Origin of the sequence: Pseudomonas asplenii (genome assembly GCF_001293465.1) — a bacterium.
Taxonomy (GTDB): Bacteria; Pseudomonadota; Gammaproteobacteria; order Pseudomonadales; family Pseudomonadaceae; genus Aquipseudomonas; species Aquipseudomonas fuscovaginae_B.
On record NZ_JSYZ01000011.1, the window covers coordinates 60247 to 81921 of the forward strand.

At 66.1% G+C, this 21675-nt stretch carries 13 protein-coding genes; 7 read left to right on the forward strand and 6 right to left on the reverse strand.

Features of this window, described 5'->3' with window-relative positions; genetic code table 11:
• Positions 1–8: 8 nt before the first annotated feature.
• Positions 9–686, forward strand: a complete 678-nt coding sequence (locus PF66_RS15920) for a DUF1028 domain-containing protein (protein WP_054063229.1) — start codon at positions 9–11, stop codon at positions 684–686.
• Positions 683–1840 carry an acetylornithine deacetylase gene (gene argE / locus PF66_RS15925; protein WP_054060472.1) on the forward strand — a complete coding sequence of 386 codons (1158 nt, stop codon included), beginning with the start codon at positions 683–685 and terminating at the stop codon, positions 1838–1840. The genes PF66_RS15920 and argE overlap by 4 nt, the downstream gene beginning before the upstream one ends.
• A 48-nt stretch (positions 1841–1888) precedes the next feature.
• On the opposite strand, the gene PF66_RS15930 is transcribed toward argE, so the two are convergent.
• Positions 1889–2800: a LysR family transcriptional regulator gene (locus PF66_RS15930; RefSeq protein ID WP_054060473.1), complete on the reverse strand. Its 912-nt coding sequence runs from the start codon at positions 2798–2800 to the stop codon at positions 1889–1891.
• A gap of 259 nt (positions 2801–3059) precedes the next feature.
• Here PF66_RS15930 and PF66_RS15935 point away from each other — a divergent pair, with 259 nt between their 5' ends.
• The 3 genes from PF66_RS15935 to PF66_RS15945 all read left to right on the forward strand — a co-directional run bounded on the left by PF66_RS15935 (position 3060) and on the right by PF66_RS15945 (position 7127).
• Positions 3060–4667 carry a GMC family oxidoreductase gene (locus PF66_RS15935; protein WP_054063230.1) on the forward strand — a complete coding sequence of 536 codons (1608 nt, stop codon included), beginning with the start codon at positions 3060–3062 and terminating at the stop codon, positions 4665–4667.
• A gap of 119 nt (positions 4668–4786) precedes the next feature.
• Positions 4787–5638 carry a helix-turn-helix transcriptional regulator gene (locus PF66_RS15940; protein ID WP_054060475.1) on the forward strand — a complete coding sequence of 284 codons (852 nt, stop codon included), beginning with the start codon at positions 4787–4789 and terminating at the stop codon, positions 5636–5638.
• 106 nt (positions 5639–5744) lie between these two features.
• Positions 5745–7127: an aspartate aminotransferase family protein gene (locus PF66_RS15945; RefSeq protein WP_054063325.1), complete on the forward strand. Its 1383-nt coding sequence runs from the start codon at positions 5745–5747 to the stop codon at positions 7125–7127.
• 113 nt (positions 7128–7240) lie between these two features.
• Here PF66_RS15945 and PF66_RS15950 read toward each other — a convergent pair whose 3' ends face one another.
• From PF66_RS15950 to PF66_RS15970, 5 genes are all read right to left on the reverse strand, one after another.
• Entirely contained in the window at positions 7241–8602 is a 1362-nt protein-coding gene (locus PF66_RS15950; protein WP_054063231.1) for a hypothetical protein, read from the reverse strand.
• Positions 8599–14910, reverse strand: coding sequence for an AAA domain-containing protein (locus PF66_RS15955; protein ID WP_054063232.1), 6312 nt, complete (start codon positions 14908–14910; stop codon positions 8599–8601). The genes PF66_RS15950 and PF66_RS15955 overlap by 4 nt, the downstream gene beginning before the upstream one ends.
• Before the next feature lie 5 nt (positions 14911–14915).
• Positions 14916–15569, reverse strand: coding sequence for a 4Fe-4S single cluster domain-containing protein (locus PF66_RS15960; protein ID WP_054063233.1), 654 nt, complete (start codon positions 15567–15569; stop codon positions 14916–14918).
• 2 nt (positions 15570–15571) lie between these two features.
• Positions 15572–17404: an AAA family ATPase gene (locus PF66_RS15965; protein WP_054063234.1), complete on the reverse strand. Its 1833-nt coding sequence runs from the start codon at positions 17402–17404 to the stop codon at positions 15572–15574.
• A 149-nt stretch (positions 17405–17553) separates the two neighbouring features.
• The gene (locus tag PF66_RS15970) at positions 17554–18828 is read right to left on the reverse strand and encodes an MFS transporter (RefSeq protein WP_054063235.1); all 1275 of its coding nucleotides are present in this window, start codon (positions 18826–18828) and stop codon (positions 17554–17556) included.
• 257 nt (positions 18829–19085) lie between these two features.
• On the opposite strand from PF66_RS15970, the gene PF66_RS15975 reads away from it, so the two are divergent.
• Positions 19086–19679 carry a LemA family protein gene (locus tag PF66_RS15975; protein WP_054060480.1) on the forward strand — a complete coding sequence of 198 codons (594 nt, stop codon included), beginning with the start codon at positions 19086–19088 and terminating at the stop codon, positions 19677–19679.
• A 24-nt stretch (positions 19680–19703) separates the two neighbouring features.
• Positions 19704–21611 (forward strand): M48 family metallopeptidase, encoded by a 1908-nt coding sequence (locus PF66_RS15980; RefSeq protein ID WP_054063236.1) that lies wholly within the window; start codon positions 19704–19706, stop codon positions 21609–21611.
• The last annotated feature ends 64 nt before the right edge of the window (positions 21612–21675 follow it).

Below are 21675 nucleotides of genomic sequence, written 5' to 3' on the forward strand. Positions count from 1 at the left end.
GCCTTGCCATGACCTTTTCCATCGTCGCCCGGTGCGAAAGCACCGGCCAGTTCGGCATCGCCATCAGCTCGTCGAGCATTGCCGTCGGCGCCCGTTGCCCCTGGCTGCGTCCCGGCGTGGGCGCGGTGGCCTCGCAGAACATCACCTTGCCGGCATTGGGGCCGGAAGCCCTGGACGAGCTCGAGCAGGGCCTTTCTCCTGCCCAGGCGCTGGACCGGGTGCTGACGCGCAACGGCTACAGCCAGTACCGGCAGATCACCGTCATCGACCACCTGGGGCGCACCGCGCATTTCAGTGGCAGTGAAACCCTCGGCGTGAACAACGCCGTGAGCGGTGAACAGTGCGTGGCGGCCGGCAACATGCTGGCCAGCCCGGCGGTGATCGAGGCGATGGTCCGCAGCTTCGAGCAGGCCGAGGGCCAGTTGGCCGATCGCCTGCTGGCGGCGATGCAGGCCGGACTGGGCGAGGGCGGTGAAGCCGGTCCCGTGCATTCGGCGGCGCTGGTGGTGGTCGGCGAGCTGCTCTGGCCGATCGTCAACCTGCGCGTCGACTGGGCCGATGAGGATCCGCTCGGCGAACTGGGCCTGCTGTGGCAAGCCTACCGTCCGCAGATGCAGGACTACATCGACCGCGCCCTGGACCCTTCGCGGGCGCCCGGCTACGGTGTGCCGGGAGATGATCGATGAGCCTCAGCCGCGAGTTGCTGGCGCGGCTGGTGGCGTTCGATACCACCAGCCGCGAGTCGAACCTGGCGCTGATCGGGTTCGTGCGCGACTACCTGGCCGAACTGGGTGTGCCCTGCGAACTGATTCACAACCCCGAGGGGAGCAAGGCCAACCTGTTCGCCACCATCGGCCCGGCGGATGTGCCGGGCATCGTCTTGTCCGGGCACACCGATGTGGTGCCGGTCGACGGCCAGGCCTGGACGTGTCCGCCGTTCGAGCTGACGGAGCAGGGCGGCAACCTCTACGGGCGCGGCACGGCGGACATGAAGGGCTATATCGCCTGTGTCCTGGCACTGGTGCCGGCGCTGGTCGACAGTGCCCTGCGCCTGCCGGTGCATATCGCCTTGTCCTATGACGAGGAGGTCGGTTGCCTCGGCGTGCGTTCACTGATCGAGGTGTTGCGTGGGCGGGCGGTCAAGCCGCTGCTGTGCGTGATCGGCGAGCCGACGCAGCTCAAGCCGGTGCTCGGGCACAAGGGCAAGCTCGCCATGCGTTGTGACGTGCAGGGTGCGGCCTGCCACTCGGCCTACGCGCCGCAAGGGGTCAATGCCATTGAGTATGCCGCCCGGCTGATCGTCGAACTCGGTCGCCTGGGCGAAGCACTCAAATCTCCCGGCCAGCATGACGGGCGCTTCGATCCGCCGTTCTCCACGGTACAGACCGGCGTGATTCAGGGTGGCAAGGCCTTGAACATCGTGCCAGAGGATTGCCGGTTCGATTTCGAGGTGCGCGCCTTGCCACAGATGGACCCCTGGCAAGTGGCCGAACAACTGCAGCGGTACGCGTCCGACACCCTGTTGCCGGCGATGCGCGCGGTCAGTGCCCAGAGCGACATTCGCTTCACCGAGTTGTCGAGCTATCCGGGGCTGGCCACTTCGGTCGAGAGCCAGGCGGCCGGTTGGGTGGCGCAGTTCTGTGGTTCGCGCGAGTTCGGCACGGTGGCCTTTGGCACCGAAGGCGGGCTGTTCGACCAGGCGGGTATCCCGACCGTGGTCTGCGGGCCGGGCAGCATGGATCAGGGGCACAAGCCCGACGAGTTCGTCAGCCTGGCGCAGTTGCAGGCCTGTGACCAGATGCTGGAGCGGGTCCTGGCTTTCGCTTGTCAGGTCCGATGACGGCCCCATGCGGAGGTTGCGTCGGCAACCTCACGCCCCCTGCGGCACTCACTTCTGTAGCCGCGCCAACTCCTCGATGCAGTACTCCACGAACAGTTGCGCCGGCTTGGTCAGTTGCGAGCGTCTCGGCCAGGCGGCCGACAGGCCCGATCCCGTGACGGTCTCCGCCAGGGGGATGCAGGCCAGTTGCCTGCCGTCATAGGTGTAGTTGGAGAAGGGTCGGGTGACCAGGATCGAAAAGCCGAAGCCCTGGGCGACCATGCCCCGGACCATCTCGATCGAGGGGGAACTGAAGGTGATGTGCGGGGTCAGGCCGCGCTCGGTGAAGATGCTGACGAAGTAGGTCCGGCTGGGCAGGGTCCCGAGCAGGATCATCGGTTCGAGGACCAGGTCATGTAGCGACACCTTGGCCTGATGGGCGAAGCGATGATCGGCCGGCAGCAGCGCATAGGGTTGTTGCGGCGGCATCAGCGGCGCGGTCTCGATGGTGTGGTCCAGGTCGTGCTCGAAGAGCATCGCCAGGTCGATGCTGCCGCTGGTGAGCGCCTGGATCAGCTCCTGCTGTTCGCCATCGCGGATTCGGATCTCCACGCCCGGCCAGCGTTCGCGGAAGCCGGCGATGAGGCGCGGCAGGTACAGTGGCGCCACCGTCTCGTAGCAACCGATATCGATCTGTCCGGCCACCACATCGTTGTCGGCCAGGGCGTTCTGCTCGAACTCGTGCGCCATGCGCAGCAGCTCCTGGGCCTTGCGGTAGAAGCGGTTGCCGGCCGGGGTCAGCGACATGCCGCTGGCGTGCTGGCGGATGAACAGCTGGACGTTGAAGCTGTCCTCGAGCTGGCGGATGGCGGTCGAGACCGAAGGTTGCGCGATGTAGAGCTTGCGCGAGGCTTCGGCGACGCTGCCGCATTCGACGACGGCGGTGAAGTACTTCAACTGGCGAAGGTTATAGGCGGCCACGGAATCCTCTCATCAGACACCTTGCAGAACCTTATTCAAGCGCACCCCGATGGTGCGTGGTTATAAGTTTTTTCCGGGTAAGGCAGAACATTTTTACTCATTTCCCCCGAGATGCCGCCCCGGCACTATGAAGCGGCCCGATGCCGTCCGGCATCGAAGAACAACACCTACAGGGCAGGCACACCCGTTGCCCATCTGCCAGCAATCTTCATGCCTCGCGTGGTTCAGGCGCGAGCGCCATTGTCCAGGGGAATGTCTGATGAAGCAGTTCGATTACGTCATTGTGGGAGCCGGCTCGGCCGGTTGCGTGCTGGCCAACCGGCTGAGTGCCCACCCGGAAAACCGCGTCTGCCTGATTGAAAGCGGCAGCCATGACAACAGCGTGCGTATCCAGACGCCGGCCGGGACCATCACCCTGTACAAGAGTCGCAAATACAGCTGGAACTTCTTCTCCACGCCACAGAAGCAGCTCAACAATCGGCGCCTGCACACCCCGCGGGGCAGGATGCTCGGCGGCTCCAGCTCGATGAACAGCATGATCTACATCCGCGGGCATGCCAGCGACTACGACCGCTGGGCCGCCGCGGGTTGCCCGGGGTGGGACTGGAACAGCCTGTTGCCGTATTTCAGGAAGTCCGAACGCAACCTGCTCGGCCAGGATCTGCACTATCACGGTACCCAGGGCGAGTTGTGCGTCGATGTGCCGCGCGACCCCAACCCGGTGTCACGGCTCTTCGTGCAGGCGGCCGAGCGCTGTGGCATTCGCCGCAACGATGACTTCAACGGCGCCCGTTTCGAAGGCTCGGGGCTGTACAACGTGACCCAGAAGGACGGCAGGCGGCTGTCGAGCTTTCGTGCCTTCGTGCAACCGGTGCGGCAGCGGCCGAACCTGACGGTGCTCACCGACTGCACGGTCAAGGGCGTGGTCTTCGATGGGCTGCGCGCGGTGGGGGTGCGTCTGCTCGATGCCCGCGGCGAGTCGGTGATCCGCGCCCGGCGCGAGGTGATTCTCAGCGCCGGAACCCTGGGCAGCGCGCAACTGTTGCTGGCTTCCGGGATCGGCCCGAAGGAGCAACTGATCGAGGCCGGGGTCACGCCGCTGCACGATCTGCCGGGTGTCGGCAAGAACCTGCAGGATCACCTCGACGGCCTGGTCACCGTGCGTTCGCCATCCCCCCGGACCCTGGGCTTTTCCCTGGGCGCCTTGCCGAGCATTCTCGCCGCGCCGTTTCGCTACCTGCTTGGCCGCAAGGGCTGGCTGACCACCAACTACGTCGAGGCGGGCGGTTTTGCCCGCACGCCGCTGGCGGGCGAACTGCCCGATGTGCAGTTTCACTTCGTGCCCGGCTACCGCAGCCATCGTGGTCGCCTGTTCGAGTGGGGGCATGGCTATGCGCTGCACACCTGCGTATTGCGTCCGCGCAGCATCGGCCAATTGCGCCTGCAACCGGGAGGGGCGCTGGCCATCGATTTCAACTTCCTGGCCGACGACGAGGATGCGCGGGTCCTGGTCGAGGGTCTGAAGCTGGCGCGGCAGATCCTTGCCGACCAGGGTTTCGAGGCGATTCGCGGGACCGAGATGTTGCCGGGCAGCCATGTGCAGTCCGATGAGCAACTGCTGGCCTATATCCGCGAGCACGCCGCCACGGTGTTTCATCCCGTGGGCACCTGCAAGATGGGCACCGACGCCATGAGCGTGGTCTGTCCGCAACTGAAGGTGCATGGCCTGGAGGGGCTGCGGGTGGCCGACGCGTCGATCATGCCGACCCTGATCAGTGGCAACACCAATGCGCCGTGCATCATGATCGGGGAAAAGGCGGCCGATCTGCTGCTGAGCGCACAAGGGAGCGGCCAGGCCGCGCTGTGACGGCTGAAACCCGCTCACCCCAAAGGGTGATAGGCCGGCACCGCCAGTGATGAGAAGATGCCCCTGGCCGAACACCACCACCGGTATCGGCATGCGCTGAACTGCAAAAGGCCGCCTCGATGGCAAGCAATCGACTGACCACCCAAGACTGGTTCCGCCACATGGCCGACGTCACCTGTGTGATCGGCCAGCCAGGCTTTGTCGATGCCCTGTTCGCGGCGCTGTGCCACCTGGCCCCGAGCCAGGGCACCATGGTCTATCTGTTTCCGCGCCAGGGGCTGCCGTCGGCTTTGGCCGAGACCCGGGACGACGGGCCCTGGTTGCCCCAGGGCAGCATCCGCGAGTACATCGGCGGCCACTACCTGCTGTGCCCGTTCTACCGCGCGGCGATGGAAGGGGCGAGCGCCGGCTGCTACCGGCTGGCCGATGTGGCGCCGGACCATTTCAAGCGCAGCGAGTACTACCTGACGTTCTACCAGCACTCGCACCTGGAGGATGAGGTGAACTACCTCGTACCGCTGGGCACGGAACTGGTGATTGCCGTAGAGCTGGCCACCACGGCCACCTACCGTGCCAGCCAACTGCGCGACCTCCAGCGTGTGACCCCGTGGGTGCTGGCCGTGGTCAGCCAGCACTGGCGCCATCTGGAAGGCCAGGTGCTGGGCGGGCGTTTCGAGAGCGCGATCGAGCGACAGATCGGCCGTGCGCTGAACACCTTCGGGGCCTCGGTGCTGACCGAGCGCGAGTGCGCCATCGTGCAACTGCTGCTGCGGGGGCATTCGAGCAAGTCGCTGGCCCGGCGCCTGGGCGTCGCCGAGGACACCATCAAGAGTCACCGCAAGAACATCTACGCGAAACTGGACATTTCCTCGCACTCGGAACTGTTCTCGCTGTTCATCAATTCCCTGGCCCAGGCCCGGGACGGTCTGGGCCAGGACCCACTGGCGCACTACCTCGATCACCGACACTGATGGATATCCCGCTGCAACGAGGGTCCTGGCCCGGATGAACACCGGCCATGGGCTTACGGCAGGCTGCTGCCTGGAAAAAGACCACAACGCGATAGGAGTCATGGCCATGAACGCCCCCGTTACCCCGCAACGTACCACCCGCGACTACCAGGCGGCCGACGCCGCGCACCACATTCATGCCTTCCTGGACCAGAAGGCCCTCAATGCCGAAGGCCCTCGGGTCATCGTGCGCGGGGAAGGCCTGCACCTGTGGGACAACGACGGCAAACGCTATCTGGACGGCATGTCCGGCCTGTGGTGCACGCAACTGGGCTACGGGCGCAAGGACCTGACCGCCGCGGCGGCGACCCAGATGGATCGGTTGGCGTACTACAACATGTTCTTCCACACCACCCACCCGGCGGTGGTCGAACTGTCCGAGCTGCTGTTCAGCCTGCTGCCCGGCCACTACAGTCACGCCATCTACACCAACTCCGGCTCCGAGGCCAACGAGGTGCTGATCCGTACTGTTCGCCGCTACTGGCAGGTGGTGGGCAAGCCGTCGAAGAGGATCATGATCGGCCGTTGGAACGGCTACCACGGCTCGACCCTGGCGGCCACGGCCCTGGGTGGGATGAAGTTCATGCATGAGATGGGCGGGCTGATTCCGGATGTGACGCACATCGACGAGCCCTACTGGTATGCCCAGGGCGGCGAGTTGAGCCCGGCGGAGTTCGGCCGTCGCTGTGCGCTGCAACTGGAGGAGAAAATCCTCGAACTGGGAGCCGAGAACGTCGCCGGTTTTATCGCCGAGCCGTTCCAGGGGGCTGGCGGCATGATCTTCCCGCCGGAAAGCTACTGGCCGCAAATCCAGCGCATCTGCCGCCAGTACGACGTGCTGCTGTGCGCCGACGAGGTGATTGGCGGGTTTGGCCGCACAGGGGAGTGGTTCGCCCACCAGCACTTCGGTTTCGAGCCGGATACCCTGTCCATCGCCAAGGGCCTGACCTCCGGCTACATCCCCATGGGCGGCCTGGTGCTGGGCAGGCGTATCGCCGAAGCACTGGTGGAGCAGGGCGGGGTATTCGCCCACGGGCTGACCTATTCCGGCCACCCGGTGGCGGCAGCCGTGGCGATCGCCAACCTCAAGGCACTGCGCGACGAAGGTATCGTCAGCCGGGTGAAGGACGACACCGGTCCCTATCTGCAGCGTTGCCTGCGGGAGGTGTTCGAGCGGCATCCGCTGGTGGGCGAGGTGCAGGGCGCCGGGCTGGTGGCGGCGTTGCAGTTCGCCGAAGACAAGGCCAGCCGCAAGCGTTTCGCCAACGAAAACGACATCGCCTGGCGCTGCCGGACCATTGGCTTCGAAGAGGGCCTGATCATTCGCTCCACCCTGGGGCGGATGATCATGGCGCCGGCACTGGTGGCCGGGCGCAGTGAACTCGATGAGCTGGTCGAGAAGACCCGCATCGCCGTCGACCGTACCGCACGGGAACTGGGCCGCCTCTGAGCCCTGCCTGCCGCATGAGCGTTCGGGGTGGCGCCGACGCCGCCCCGGGCCTCGCATTGAAGCGGACGTGCGCCCGGCCCATCCCGGTTGCATTGCTCACGAGGGCCCGGCGATCAGCCGCCGGTCCTGTTCTCTGAACGGCTCGTTTCGAGGGTTTGCTGCGACTCGGCAGCCGCCACCACCTTGAGCTCGACCTGGCCGACCTCCAGGGCCTGTTCGATGATCAGATCACCGCCCTGGCTTTTCAGCAGCGCCTGCAGGCGCTGGAACTCGCCACACCAGATGGTCTCGATGTCGCGGTCCCGGGTCTTGTCGCGTTCGTGACTCATGGCCACGGCACGCACTTGCAGGCGGCCGGTGTCGGCCTTGCCGCCCACTTCGACCCCGAACCCTGGCGTGGCGGTCTTGCGCAGTACCACCCGACCGTTCTGTGCCCAGGCGGTTTCCATGCCTTCGCGGGTCTCGTAGCCGAGGCTCGCAAGCCCCTGCAGGACCGCCTGGCGACGAGCGATGGCCGCCTGTGCCTGCAGGTGGGCCGCGATCACGGCCTTGCATTGCTCGATCAGTTCGTCCATCTGCTGCGGGGCCGGGCTGGCGTGACTGTCTGCGACGCGCTCCAGCAGTGGCTGATGAGTGGAATCCTTGAAGGCGGCCACTTCGTTGGCCAAGTCCTGCAACTGATTGAAACGGGCGCGTTGGTCCTGGTAGCGGCGCGTGGCGTGGGCCAGGTCGAGTACCAGGCTGTCGAGTAGCAGGTTACGGGCCTGCTGGCGCGACTCGGCCTCGGCCTTCCGCAGTTTCAGAACAAATGCTTCGGCCGCTTGTGCACCGTGCAGCAGTTGCAGTTCGGCAATGTGTCGGTCGATGCGCAACAGGCGGACATCCCTTGAACCGTCGAGCTGCTGCCGGGCGATCCAGTCGGCCAGCGAAGGTGTCGGCGCATCGCTCTTCAATTGCTGGGCGAGGGCGTGTTGCTCTGCGCCGAGGGCTTCCTGTGCGGGCACGCTGGTCAGCAGGGCGAAACCCTTTGCCAGCAGGGTATCCGCGTCTTCACGTCGGGCACCCTGGGCCAGTTCGCCGATCTGCTGCAACAGTTCGCCGGTTACCCGGCCAGGCTTGGCGTGCAGGGCCTTGAGCAGGGTCGCCGCGGTTTCGTGGACACGCCGCTGCTGCTGGCGTTTTTCCGTCGCCCGGATAATCGCCCGTTCCTCGCGCTCTTCCAGGTCACGTTCGAGGAAATCGATTTCGATGGGCACGGCCTTTTGCAGTTCGCGCAGTTGATCCTGTTGCAGCAAGGCGCGCAGGCGTTCATGCCGGGCCAATGTCGCAGCCCGGTCGGCTTCGCTCAGCTCGCCGATTCTGCCGGCCTGCGCCAGCCAGCGTTCGAGGGCGGTTGCCAGGCGCTGAAGGTGAGCCTCGCAGATCGCCAGGATCTCTTCCCGGGTGACGATGCGGACGACTTTCGGTCCACTCATGAGCTGGTCTCCGTGAGGGGCGCCGGGCTGTCCGGCTGGGGTTCGAGGGCAGGTTGCAGGGCGTTCTCGATCGCCGCCCGCAGCCGTGCCCGTTCATTCTCGCCATCGTGGTACCAACCATGGGACGAGACCCGGTGCAGGCTCGCAATGGCCCGGTGCAGCACCGACGGCCGCCAGATTTCCCGGGCCCGGGCGCGGTTCAACAGGGGGTGGCAGGGGGAGTCGCATTCGATGCCAATGGCATACAGGCCCGTGGCCGGGTTCTCGATCGCGAAGTCCAGGCCAAAGGCATCGCCCTCGTTGGCGCTGCTGGCTTGCCAGCCGAGCGACTGAATGTACTGGCCGACAGTGCTGACGAAACCGTCGCGCGGCTGCTGCTGACGGCGCCGGGCCTCGCCACGGTCGGTCTGCAGGCGGTTGAGCAGGCTGCTGCTGGTGGCGAACTCCCCGGACGACAGGCTCCGGGCATATTCCAGGTAACCCTGCAGGTAGTCGCGGGGGCTGTTGGGGGCGCGGTGGGTGTTGAGCATGTCGGAGATGTCGGCGATCGGCATCGAGGTGACCAGCACCACCTTCCGCCGGGCGCGGGTGACGGCCACGTTCAGCCGCCGCTCGCCGCCTTTCTGCCCGAGCACGCCGAAGCTGCGGCGGAACGCGCCCTGGCTGTTGCGGCCGAAGGTGGTGGAGAAGACGATGATGTCGCGTTCGTCACCCTGGACGTTTTCCACGTTCTTGACGAACACCGACATGTCTTCGCCGTCTTCCAGACGCTCGCGCTCCTGGGCGTAGGCCTGGCGGAACACCTCGTCTTCCTCGGCGCGTCGCTCCAGATGTTCCTCGATCAGGTCGGCCTGCTTGCGGTTAAAGGTGACCACGCCGATGGACGGGCGCTGTTCGTGGGGCTGGCGCCAGAGCTCGGCGAGATGCTCCACCACCCGCTCGGCTTCCAGGATATTGCTCTGGTTCTGGTAGAGCCCGTCCACCTGGATCAGCTCCAGCGGCTTGATCCGCAGGATATTGGCCTGGGGATGGCGCACCGGTACGCTCAGGCGGTTGCCGTAGAACGACGCGTTGGAGAAGCCGATCAGTTCGCGGTAGGCCGACCGATAGTGGATCTCCAGGGTGGTGCTGGGCAGTACGCTGCGGGCCAGTTGCAACAGGTCCGGGCAATCCTTGATCTCGCGGCGGTTCCAGGTGTCTTCGAAGGCTTCGCGCTGCTCCTCGTCGGCATCCTCATCCGGCAGGTCGCCGTCGAACAGTTCGGCCTCGTCACTCTCGACCCGGCTTGAGAAGAAGGCCGTGGGCGGCATCTGTTTCTCGTCGCCGCTGATCACTGTCACCCGGCCGCGGTAAAGCGTTGGCAGGGCAAACTCCACCGGCATCTGCGAGGCTTCGTCATAGATTACGGTATCGAACAGGCCGGCCTTGAGCGGCAGGACGCGGCTTGCCACATCGGGGTTCATCAGCCAGACCGGGCGCAGGCTCATCAGGCCCAGTTCCGAGCCCATTTCGATGAACTCGCGCAGGCGTCGCGAGCGTTTGCCGGTCAGGCGGGTGACATCTTCCCATTGCTTGCGGCTGCCCAGGCGGGCGGGGTCGACGCCCTTGCCGAGCAGTTCGCGGTTGAGCAGGCGCATCTGGATGTCGGCCTCGGCCAGGCCGGCAATCTTCGCCCGGGCCTCGTCCTGGCCGAACAGCAGCTCCGGGTTGGCCTGTTCGATCCGGTGCTTCCAGCCGAGCCGGGCTTCACGATTGAGCAACCGGCGCACGGCGCTTTCGAGCTGGTCGACGGGGAACTGATCGAGCTTGTCCTGGATTTGGCGCAGCAGGGCGAGCAGTTCGAGGTCGGCCTGGCCGAGTTGCCCGACCCGGCCGCGAAAACGCTGGTAGGCGGCCAGTGCGGGCAGGTCCTGTTGCAGTCGGGTCAGGGCCAGCAGGTTGCTTTCGTTGGTGGCGACGGCACGTTCAAGTGCCTGGCGCAGGTCGTCGCCGATCCAGTCGGCCAGGGCCTTGAGCCGGTCCAGGCTGTGTTGTCGTGCACCGTGGCGCACGAGTGCGGCATCGAGGTCCTTGAGCAGCGCCTCGAAGCTCTGCTTCTGCCCCGTAAGAATCGCGGCATCGACCTGTTCGCCACGCGGCGCCGACGCCAGGCCCTGGGCCAGTGCCTGGATCTCGCGCAGGTGGCGGATATCCTGGCTGGTCAGGCTCGCCAGCTCCAGCCGGACGGCCTGGGCAATCGCTTCCAGGCCCAATGCCTGGCGCGCGGCGTTCAGGGCCGCATGCAGAGGGCGGGTGCGGATTTCCAGTTCGGCGGCGGCCAGCAGTGCCGGCACGCGGGAGTCGTCGGCCTGGGCGTCGTGGCTGCGCAGGAAAGCCCGCACCCGCCTGCGCCGCATCAGGTGCAACGGGTTGATCCGGGCCAGCCAGGACTTGGCTTTGAGCACCTGGGCGGTCTGTACCCGCAAGCGCTCCAGTTCCTTGTCGGTCAGGGCACTGAGTGCCGGGGAGTGGGCGGGCAGGTAGTGCGCGGGATCCAGCTGGCGCAGCTGCAGTTCGACATCACCCAGCTCGGCGAGCAGGGTTTCGCCGCGCAGGGCCTGGGCCGTTTCGCTGCGACGGAACAGCGGCAACCAACGGGCCAGCCGCAGGCGCTGTTCTTCCTTCAGGCCCAGCAAGGCCTCGACATGTCCGGCCATCCAGCTCCGGTAGGGCGTGGGGTCGTCGACTTCGAAACTGGACAGGTGTTCCTGCAGCACGCCCTGGCGAGCCGCTTCCGCGGCGACAAACGCCTGCAGGCATTCGGTGAAAGCCTGCAAGGTCGCCGGGTCGGCGGCGAAAGGCTGCAACTGTGCCAGGGCACTGCCTTCGAAACGGGCCGGCAGCCAGAGACGGATCAGCGGTGCGCAGTTTTCTTCAAGGCGCGTCAGGCTGGCGATGTCCAGTCCTGCCAGGCGCTGGCGCAGTGCCGGAAACTCCAGGGGAGGGCTGCCTTGCTCCAGTTCGATCAGTTCTCCGAGCAAGCCGCGGTAACTGATGCCAGTCGCCTCGTCGAGACGATGCAGGCTCTGGTGGAAACGGTCCAGTTCGCCTTCCAGGGTTTCGATGCGTGCCGCCAGGCGTTCGCGCTGGCGCTGCCAGTCAGGGGCCCAGGCCCCCTCGATAAACAGCGCTTCCAGTTGCTCGCGGATGCTGCGAATGACCGGCTCGCGGTCGCGGTTGACGTCATTGAGCATGACGATGCGCTGGCCCAGGCCTTCGGCAACCAGGCGCTTGTGCACCACCTCCAGGGCTGCATGCTTCTGGCAGACGATCAGTAGGCTGCGCTGGCGGCCAATGGCGTCGGCGACCATGTTGACGATGGTCTGGCTCTTGCCGGTGCCCGGCGGGCCCTCGACCAGCAACCCGGGACTTTGCCGGGCGCGCAGGACGGCAGCCTCCTGGGACGGGTCGCTGGCGGCGGTGAAGAAGCGCTGCAGTTCGGGCGGTGTCCCGCTGTCCTGCGCTTCGCCCGGCTCCTTGAGGCGCCGGGCGGTTTCCAGGCCGGTGCCAGCGGGGGACAGCGACCTCAACTGGCGCAGATCCTCGCCGATGGCCTGGCCCATGAAGGTGACATGGAACAGCACGGCGGCGCAGGCCAGTTCGTCCTTGTACGGTGTCACTTCGATGCTGGTCGGCGGCAGCGCGGTCAAGGCCCGTGATCGAGCCGTGGCGAGCATGCCAAAGGCGTCCATCACATCGGCGGCGCGGATCGCCGAGCGGCCCAGCAGTTCTTCGGCGGTCTTGCGCCACTGCTTGCAGGCCTCGGGGCCGAGCAGGCTGTCGAGCGCCGGGTTGAGCCGGACTTCCTCGCGCTCGCCGTCGAAGGCCAGTGCGACCTGGGCGCGGCTGCCGACTTCGACCAGCAGTTTCAGCGGCCACAGCAGCAACGGCACGATGCGTGGACGGGTATTGCCCCGGGCATCGCGGCTGAGCAGGAACGGGAACCCCAGGTACAACCCGTCGATGCCGGTATCGCGCTTGTACAGCGAGCTTTGCCGGTGCAGCGCGTGGAGTCGCGATTCCAGTTGCGTGTTGGCCAGGAAGCTTTCCGGGTCGAGACTCACCGAACGGGCGTTGCGCAGCAACAGGTGATCGAGCAGGGCGGCGGCGGGGCGACGCTCGCTGTCCAGTTCCTGGAGATCGACCCGCGCGGTGGTCTTGCCGATGCTCATGCGTACCAGGGGCCCACGCATCACCGCGGTGACGACCTTCTTCTCGAAGAAATCGAGGATCTGCGAGACGTACTGCTGCTTCTGCGGCTCCAGCCATTGCTCGGCGGGAATCGCCAGCAGCACCAGGGCCTTGGCCAGCGGCATGCGCCGTTCCAGGCGGAACTGCTCCGCCCAGTCATCCACCGCCGGTACGCCACTGCGGGCGAAGCCGCTGATACGCTCGTCGACGGCGCGATACAGATCCTGCCGGCTGTGCTCCAGCAACGCGCTGGCGCTCTGGGTGTCAAACAGCCGGACATCGGCTTCCCTGGCCAGGCCCGCGGCTTGCTCGACGATCGCCGTGGCCGAGCGGAACTGGCTGATGTTCGCGCTGAGCAGGACGATCAGGTCCTCTTCGGCGATCACCCGGCGCTCCGACAGGACCTGCAGCCCAGGATGGTCGGTGTCCGGCAGCAGGCGCTGGCGGTCCTGCCACTGGGCGGCCAGCCGTGCGCGGGAGGTGGACAGCAGGTAGATGCGCAACTGCTCTTCGTCGACCTCGATGTGCTGGTGCAGTGCCCGCTGGCGAACGTTCTGCGCGCGGACGCTGAGCCGCGACAGCCAGCTTTCGGTCTGCAACTGTTCGAGCAGGTCGGGCAGCGAGCCGCTGATCAGCCGGTAACCCTCCAGCGGATGGTCCAGCAGCCAGCCCGGGGTGACGATTTCTCCGCGATGGATCAGCGGGATTTCGGGGTTGAGCAGTTTGAGGGCCAGCATCAGGCGGAAATCGTCCTCGATGCCTTCGTGCTGGGCCACCTGGCGCAAGCCGGCCAGTAGCCGCGGCGCCAGGCCGATGTGTTCGGCCCAGGTGACGATGACGCCACGCAGCAGATGGTCGAGGGCCTGGGCCCAGTGGTCCGCCTGGGCCGCCGCCAGGGCGAATACCGAGGGTTTGCGAAAGCGCTGGCTGCCCAGGGTGATGGCCGCGCCTTCGTCATCATCCCGTTCGCTGTACGACGAGGCCGGAGCCTCTACCGGCAGGCCGTTGAGCCAGTCCTGCACCTGCGGCCACTGCCAGCGCTGGTGCCGGTCACGGGCCAGCAGGCCGCGCAGCAGCAGGTTCAGTTGCGGGTCGAGATCGTCGGGGATCGGCACGCCGTTGGCGAGCACATGAATCAGGAAGGCGTTGGGGTTGATGCCTTCGAAGCAGGCACCCTGGGTCAGCTGTTCGAGCAGGACCATGCCCAGGCTCCACCAGTCCGACGCCGGGGCCACGCCGCCGGCGATCGCTTCGGGGGCCATGTAGCGGCTGGTTTCCAGCGGGGAAACGATATCCAGGTCGAACTCGGACAGCCGCGCCGAGCCAAAGCCGCTGATCACCAGGTCCAGCGGTTCGCGGCTGCGCACCAGCAGGCTGGCCGGGCGCAGGTCGCGATGGCGCAGGCCGGCCTCGTTGAAGGCATGCAGGGCCTGGCCCAGCTCGCCGACCACATGGCGAACGGCGGCGGCATCGCGGACGACGCTGCCGAGGTCGGCCAACGTGCCGCCGGTCAGTTCCTCGATCACCTCGTAGGCGCGCTCATTCCAGCGGCCGGTGGCGAGAATCTCCGGCACATGGTCGCGGGGCAGCCGGCGGATCACGTCGTAGATGGCCGGGTCCGGTTCGGCACCCGGGCGGTACAGGGTCAGAACGGCCTGCTGGCCGCTTTCCTCATGCCGGGCGATGTAGCGCTCGCGGACGCCGTCGGTGCAACTGATCTGCCGCAGCAGGTGCCAACCCTCCACCCGTGTGGCGCTGTCGGGGTGCAGGGGCGCTTGTGGCGGCTCGATGTCGTTCGACGGGGCAGCCGCAGGGCCGCTGCCACACTCCAGGCACATCAGGTCGCCGGCCTCCAGGGGATGGCCATTTTCGCAGAGGGCGGTGAGGGGCGCCGCGGCGACTTCGTCGGCGACCTGGGCCAGTTCGTCCACGGTGACAACCGCTTGGGGACGCCAGCCATCGGGGTGAATGGCCTCGCCGGACAGGTCCCAGCCGCAGGCATGGTCACCGAGGATGCCTTCACAGAAGATTTCCGCGAGCGAGCGCTCCGACTGGCAGTTTGGGCAAAAACGAATCATCCGTATCACTTCCCTTGGCGAGGCCGCGAGGTATGGGCGCTCAGCTGTAGTTGGTGGCCTTGGTCATGGAGCAGGTCGCGTAGCCGAAGCAGGTCGTCACGCCTTGGGATGCCGGCCATCCAGGCGCTGCCATCGTCGTCGAACATCAGGTCCAGCGCCTTGTCGGCAGGTATCAGCCGCCGCTCATAGGCGGCCAGACGCGTGCGCCCCCGTTCGGTGAACAGGCTCAGCCGCTGGTTGTCGCTGCCGCGCAAGGCCATCGATTGCGGCTGTTCCTGCCGGTAGGGGTCGCTGATCAGGCCATCAATCAGGCCATGGGCCTGCCGTAGCCTGGGTTCGAGCTGCTCCAGCGAATAGCCGCTGTAGACCAGGATGTCGACGTCGCTCAGGCGGCGCAGTTCACCGAGCAGGGCCAGCAATGCGTCGAACTGATCGAAGGGCTCGCCACCGGACAGGGTGATGCCTTCGGCCTCGGCCAGCCACGGCTGCAGTTGCGCCAGCAGTTGAGGCAAGCCGATACGCCAGCGGCCGGGCCCCCAGGTGTCGGCGGAAATGCAGCCCGGACAACGAATGCTGCAGCCCTGGAACCAGATGCCCAGGCGCCGTCCCGGCCCCAGTGTGGTGACCGGAAAATGCACCCGTGACAGGCTCAGTTCCATGTTCAGCGACGTTCCAGGTTCAGGCCGTTGGCATCCAGTTCGGTAATCAGGAACGCCTGGCCCGGTTCCGCCTCCTGGTCGAACAGCGCCCTGGACAAGGGGTTGAGCAGACGCGCTTCGAGCTGGTTGCGGATGCCGCGGCCACCGTTGGACAGGTCGCGCAGGCACAGGTCGTGCAAGGTCTGGCGAGCGGCCGGGGCCAGTTCGATGGTCAGTTGCTGGTCGCGCAGGTCGGCGAAGGTGCTATCGACCATCTGGGTGAAGATCTGCTCGGCGACCTCCGCGCGGATAAAGTCGAATACGATGATGTTTTCACCGATGCGGTTGAGGATTTCCGGGCGGTTGAGCACCAGCTTGAAGTAACGGTCGATCTCGCCGTGGACCTTGTCGCGGACCGTTTCATAGGGTTCGCCCGGCAGCACGTTGGCGGCGCGTTCGCCATTCTCACCCTGGCGGTAGATGCCCAGGTTGGAGGTGAACACGATCAGCGCCTCGGAGAAATACACCCGATCGCCGCGGCCGGAGGTCAGTACGCCGTCGTCGAGGATCTGCAGGAACTTGTCGAGGATGCGCGGGTGGGCTTTCTCGATCTCGTCAAACAGCACCACGCTGAAGGGTTTTTCGCGGATGGCATTGGTCAGCTCGCCGCCCACGTCATAGCCGACGTAGCCCGGTGGCGCGCCGATCAGGCGCTGGTCGGCATGTTCGGCGCTGAACTCCGACATGTCGAAGCGGATGTACGCGCTTTCGTCGCCGAACAGCAGGCTGGTGATGGTTTTCGCCAGCTCCGTCTTGCCGACCCCGGTGGGCCCGGCGAGAAAGGCCACGCCCCGCGGGCGGTTGCCCTTGCGGCTGGCGCCGACGCCGGTCATGGCCCGTTTGACGATGTCGAGCATGTGGGTCACGGCATGGGTCTGGCCCTTGACACGCCGGCGCACGATGTCATCGGCCTGGCGGATGCGCTGTCGGTCGATCTTCAGCCAGGGGTCTTCGGTGACGCCGACCTTGTAGCGACGCACGGCATCGGTGATGCGTTCCATCGGCACGTCTTCCACCCGGGCCAACTGGGCGATGGCGCTCAAATCGAGCAACAACAGGCCTTCGGTGTTTTCGACGAAGGCGTCGATGGCCGCCTGCCGCTCCTGCTCGCCGGCGTCGGACTTGCCCGACAGCCCCTTGAGCAGTGCCGGCGCCAACGCCCGGCGGGCCATCTGGTCGGGTTTGGACACGGGTATGTGGCGTAGGCGCGGGTTGTCGACCAGCAGCCAGTCGGGCAGGTCGCCTTCCTTTTCCACCACCCACAGCACGCTGTTGAAGAAGGGTTTGCGCTGTTCTCCGGCCGGGCGGCTGCGGGTCTGGTGCGACAGGACCAGGGCCTGGGTGAACAACTGGTGTTCGGCCGCGCTCAGCGAGTCGTTGCGCACCACCAGGCGGGACGCGAAGTCGACGATCAGGGCGATCGGCTCGCCCGGGCGATTGACCAGGCGTTGCAGGGTAACCCCCAGCAGGTCGATTCCCGCTGGGGCAATGCCGTCTACTGGCGTGAGGCCCAGTTCGGTGAGCAGGGCCTGCCCGGTAGCCGGGTCGCTGCCGGGGCGCCCGAGCATGCGGAAACCGGCGACGGGGTCCCAGGCGAGCACTTGGGCATAGCCGCTGCTGAGCAGCAGATCGCACAGCGCCTGGTTGAAGCTCTGCGCCGTGACGGTGCCGGGCGCCACCTCGCAGGCTTGCAGGTCGCGGATGTTCCCTGACAGGACAAATTGGCTTTTCAGCGGCAGGAAGCGCAACAGGTCGCGCGCCCACCGTGGCTGTTCAAACGGAGCATTCCCTGGCATTGGCGACTCGCAGCGGTGAGGATCTGCGTAGGATGTTACCTACAAGATGTCTTCCTTAATACCCTATTCGGGTCTGAAAAAAGGCATGGCGCGAGGTCAAGGCGGTGGCCCGCATACCCCTGGACGGGTAGCGGGTCCTGGCAGGCGGCCTAGTGTGCCGGGGTAGGCTGTTCCGCGGCCTGGTGGGCCTCCACCGCTTCGGTCAGGTCCTGGGTCATGCGCAGTTCGACGCCGGTGGGGGAGTACTGGGTGGCCGCGGCGAACGGCGCGGCGGCGACCGGCACCGGGTGTGCACGACGGCGCCAGACGAAGAACATCACCAGCGCCAGGTTGAGCACCGCGAAGGCCCAGAACAGCCCGGACGGCCCGGCCCATTCCATCAGCGGCGAAATCGCCAGGGGACTGATCGCCGAGCCCAGCGAGTTGATCAGCAGCAGCCCCTGGATCATTCGCACCAGGGCGCCGGACGGCGCACTGTCCGCCGCGTGGCTGACGGCCACCGGGTACACCGCGAAGACGCCCCCGCCGAGCAGGAACATCACCACCAGCATCGGCCAGCCCGACGCCGGCAGCAGCAGGGTGATCGCCGACAACAGCACGCAGGCGGCGCTCAGGACGATCAGTACGGTCTGGCGGTCCTTGCGGTCGGACCAGCGGCCCACCGGGTATTGCAGCACCATCGCACCGAAAATCACCGCGGCCATGGTGTGGCCGACTTCGGTGACGCTCAGCCCGACCTTTTGCAGGTACAGCGGCAGCAGGGTGTACACCGCGGCAATGATCACCCCGGAGCCGAAGCAGCCCATCACGCCGGTCGGGGTGATGCGGATCAGTTGGCCGGCCGGCAGTGGCTCGGCGCGTTCGACCGGCGGGGTGACCCGCGGAATCATGGCGATCGGCACCAGCGACAGCGAAGCGAGCATCGCTGCGATGGTGAACGGTACGCTTTCACCGGCGTCCATCACCGGGCCGAGGCCCATCTGCCCGAGCAGGCCGGCGCCGTACAGCGCGATCATGTACAGAGCCAGCAGGCGCCCGCGGATCTTCGGCTCGGCCACCAGCAGCAACCAGCTTTCCACCACCAGGTACACGCCGACGAGCGCCCAGCCGCCGACCAGGCGCAGGCCGGACCACACCCATGGGTCGTGGCTCAGGCCCTGCAAGGCGATGGTGACCGCGATCAGTGCGGCGAAACAGCTGTAGGCACGAATATGGCCGATCCGCACGATCAGCCGCTCGTTGAAGACCGAGCCCAGGGTCAGGCCGATGAAGTAGGCCGACGACACGATCCCCACCATGCTGGCGGAGAATCCCATTGCGTCCAGGCGCAGGGTGGTGAGCGAAGACATCAGCGCGCTGCCGATGCTGATGATGAACAGACCCAATAGCGGTGCCAGCGCCATGGTCAATAATTGCACGGACATGATGACCTCAGGAAACGGACGGAGTGACGGTGTTGCAGGCGGGGTCTTATAGGAGTTCTGGGCTGGCAACGCAGGCGCGGATCTTAGCGGGCAGGGTCGTGCAAATGAAGAGGTCGACGCGCGATTTTCGGCATCCTCATCGCCGGTGTGATGTTTTGTCGCAGGGGCGTGAACGGTGGTAGTGGCGAATTCTGCGCCTACCGGAGATTTTGCGCTAACATCGCCGCTCATTTTCCTGACGAAGATAAGGACGTCACATGACCTTCATTCTGATCCTTCTGGTTATCATCGCCCTCCTGGTCTTCTATGTCATCGGCATCTACAACAAGCTGGTGACCCTGCGCAACCGCTTCAAGAATGCCTTCGCCCAGATCGAGGTCCAGCTCAAGCGTCGTCACGACCTGATCCCCAACCTGGTGGAAACCGCCAAGGGCTACATGGCCCATGAGCGCGGTACCCTGGAAGCGGTGATCAACGCCCGCAACCAGGCCGTGACCGGTCTCAAGGCCGCCGCCTCGAAGCCGGGCGATGCCGGCAGCATGGCCCAGCTGGGCAGCGCCGAGGGGCTGCTGAACAGTGCCCTGGGCCGCCTGAACGTGACCCTTGAAGCCTATCCGGACCTCAAGGCGTCCCAGAACATGCAGCAGCTCGGTGAAGAGCTGAGCAGCACCGAAAACAAGGTGGCCTTCGCCCGGCAGGCATTCAACGACGCGGTGATGGCATACAACACCTACAAGCAGACGTTCCCGCCGGTGTTCTTCGCTGCCGCCTTTGGACACTCCGCCGATGCCAGCCTGCTGGAGTTCGCCGACAGTGCCGAGATCCAGGCTGCACCCAAGGTGTCGTTCTAATCCGCTTTCATCCACGGACGGCTCATGAATTTCTTTGAACACCAGGACCGCGCCCGCCGCCAAACCGGGCGCCTGGTCCTGTTGATGGCCCTGGCGGTCATCAGCCTGATCGCCCTGACCAGTCTGGCTCTGACCCTGATCTGGCACTTCTATGGCGAATCGGAGAGCCGCCGCAGCGTGACGCCGGTGCTGGACCCGACGCTGGTCGGCGCCGTGGCGCTGGTGGTGATCGGCGTGGTGCTGTTCGGCTCGCTGTACAAGCGCGTGCAGTTGAATGCCGGCGGCAAGCTGGTCGCCGAAAGCCTCGGCGGGCGGCTGATCAACCTGGATCCCCAGGACTTCCATGAAAAGCGCCTGCTCAATGTGGTCGAGGAAATGGCCCTGGCTTGCGGGGCGCCGGTGCCGTCGGTGTATGTCCTCGAAGAGGACAGTATCAACGCCTTTGCCGCCGGCCTGAGCCCCAAGGATGCGGTGATTGGCGTGACCCAGGGAGCGATGAGCCTGCTCGATCGCGATGAGCTGCAGGGCGTGATCGCCCACGAGTTCAGCCATATCTACAACGGCGACATGCGCCTGAACATGCGGCTGATCGCCTTGCTCCACGGCATCCTGCTGATCGGCCTGATCGGACACTGGGTGTTGCGCAGCGATAGCGGTTCCTCGCGCCGTTCCTCGTCCTCGAACGACAACAAGGGCGAGCTGTTCAAGGTGGCCGTTGGCCTGACTCTGCTGATACTTGGCTATGCCGGGACATTTTTCGGCAACCTGATCAAGGCTGCTGTCAGTCGCCAGCGCGAATTCCTCGCCGATGCCTCGGCGGTGCAGTTCACCCGCAATCCCGACAGCATCGGTGGTGCCCTGAAGAAGATCGGCGGCCATGCGGCCGGCTCGCAGTTGCGGGCAGCGAATGCCGCCGAGTTCAGCCATCTGTATTTCGGGGCCGGGATCAAATCGGCCATCGACGGTCTGTTCGCCACCCATCCGCCGTTGGCGGAACGTATTCGCCGAATCGAGCCGGGCTGGGATGGCCAGTATCCGCAGGTGAAACGCTCGGGCGACCACCCCGAAGAGCTGGTCGCGCCATCGACGCCGTCTGCTCGCCCGGCCGGGTCGACGGTCTTTGCGCAAGCGGCGGTTGCCCAGTCGATTGCCGCGATCGGCGACCCTGGCCTGGCGCACCTGCAGGAGGCCCGGGATACCCTGCAGACCTTGCCCGAGGCCCTGATCCGGGCTGTCCACGACAGGGAAGGCGCCCAGGCACTGGTCTACGGTCTGTTGCTCGATTCGGTGGAGGTCCTGCAGCAACAGCAACTGGACCTGCTGCGCCCGCATCTGCAGCCGGCCCTGGCCGAGCGCCTGGAAGCCTTGCGGGCACCGTTGCGCGAGGTGCCCCAGGGGCAACGCCTGGCCCTGGTCGATCTGGCGATCCCGGCGCTCAGGCAGTTGGGCCGGGACGAGTTCAACGCCGTGAAGCGTGGCATGGCCTTGCTGATCCGCGCGGACGATCGGGTCGAGCTGCTGGAGTGGACCTTGTTGCGCATCGTCGAACGCAATGTCGAAGGTCTGCGCTCGGTGGCTGGCAAGTATCGCCTGGAGGCGCTGGCCGACGAGGTGGCGCTGCTGCTGTCGTTCCTGGCCCGGGCCGGGCAGGCTGATCCGCAGCGGGCCGGCCAGGCGTTTGCCCATGGCTGCGCCGAACTGGCGTTCGTGGTGCCGGCCTTCAGGGGCGAGGGCGACCTGAAAGCCCTGGAGGCGGCCTTGTATCGCCTGACCGGTTTGCTGCCGTTGCAGAAACCGGCACTGCTCAAGGCCATGGCCCGTTGCATCGGGCATGACGGCCAGGTCACTGCGGCCGAGGCTGAACTGATGCGGGCGGTGGCCGATATCCTCGATTGCCCGATGCCGCCGTTGCTTGCGGCGGCTCAGGCATGACGCTGCTTCATTGGCTGCATCTATCTGGCTGATCCATGCGTTACACTGATCAATCTGTTTCCGA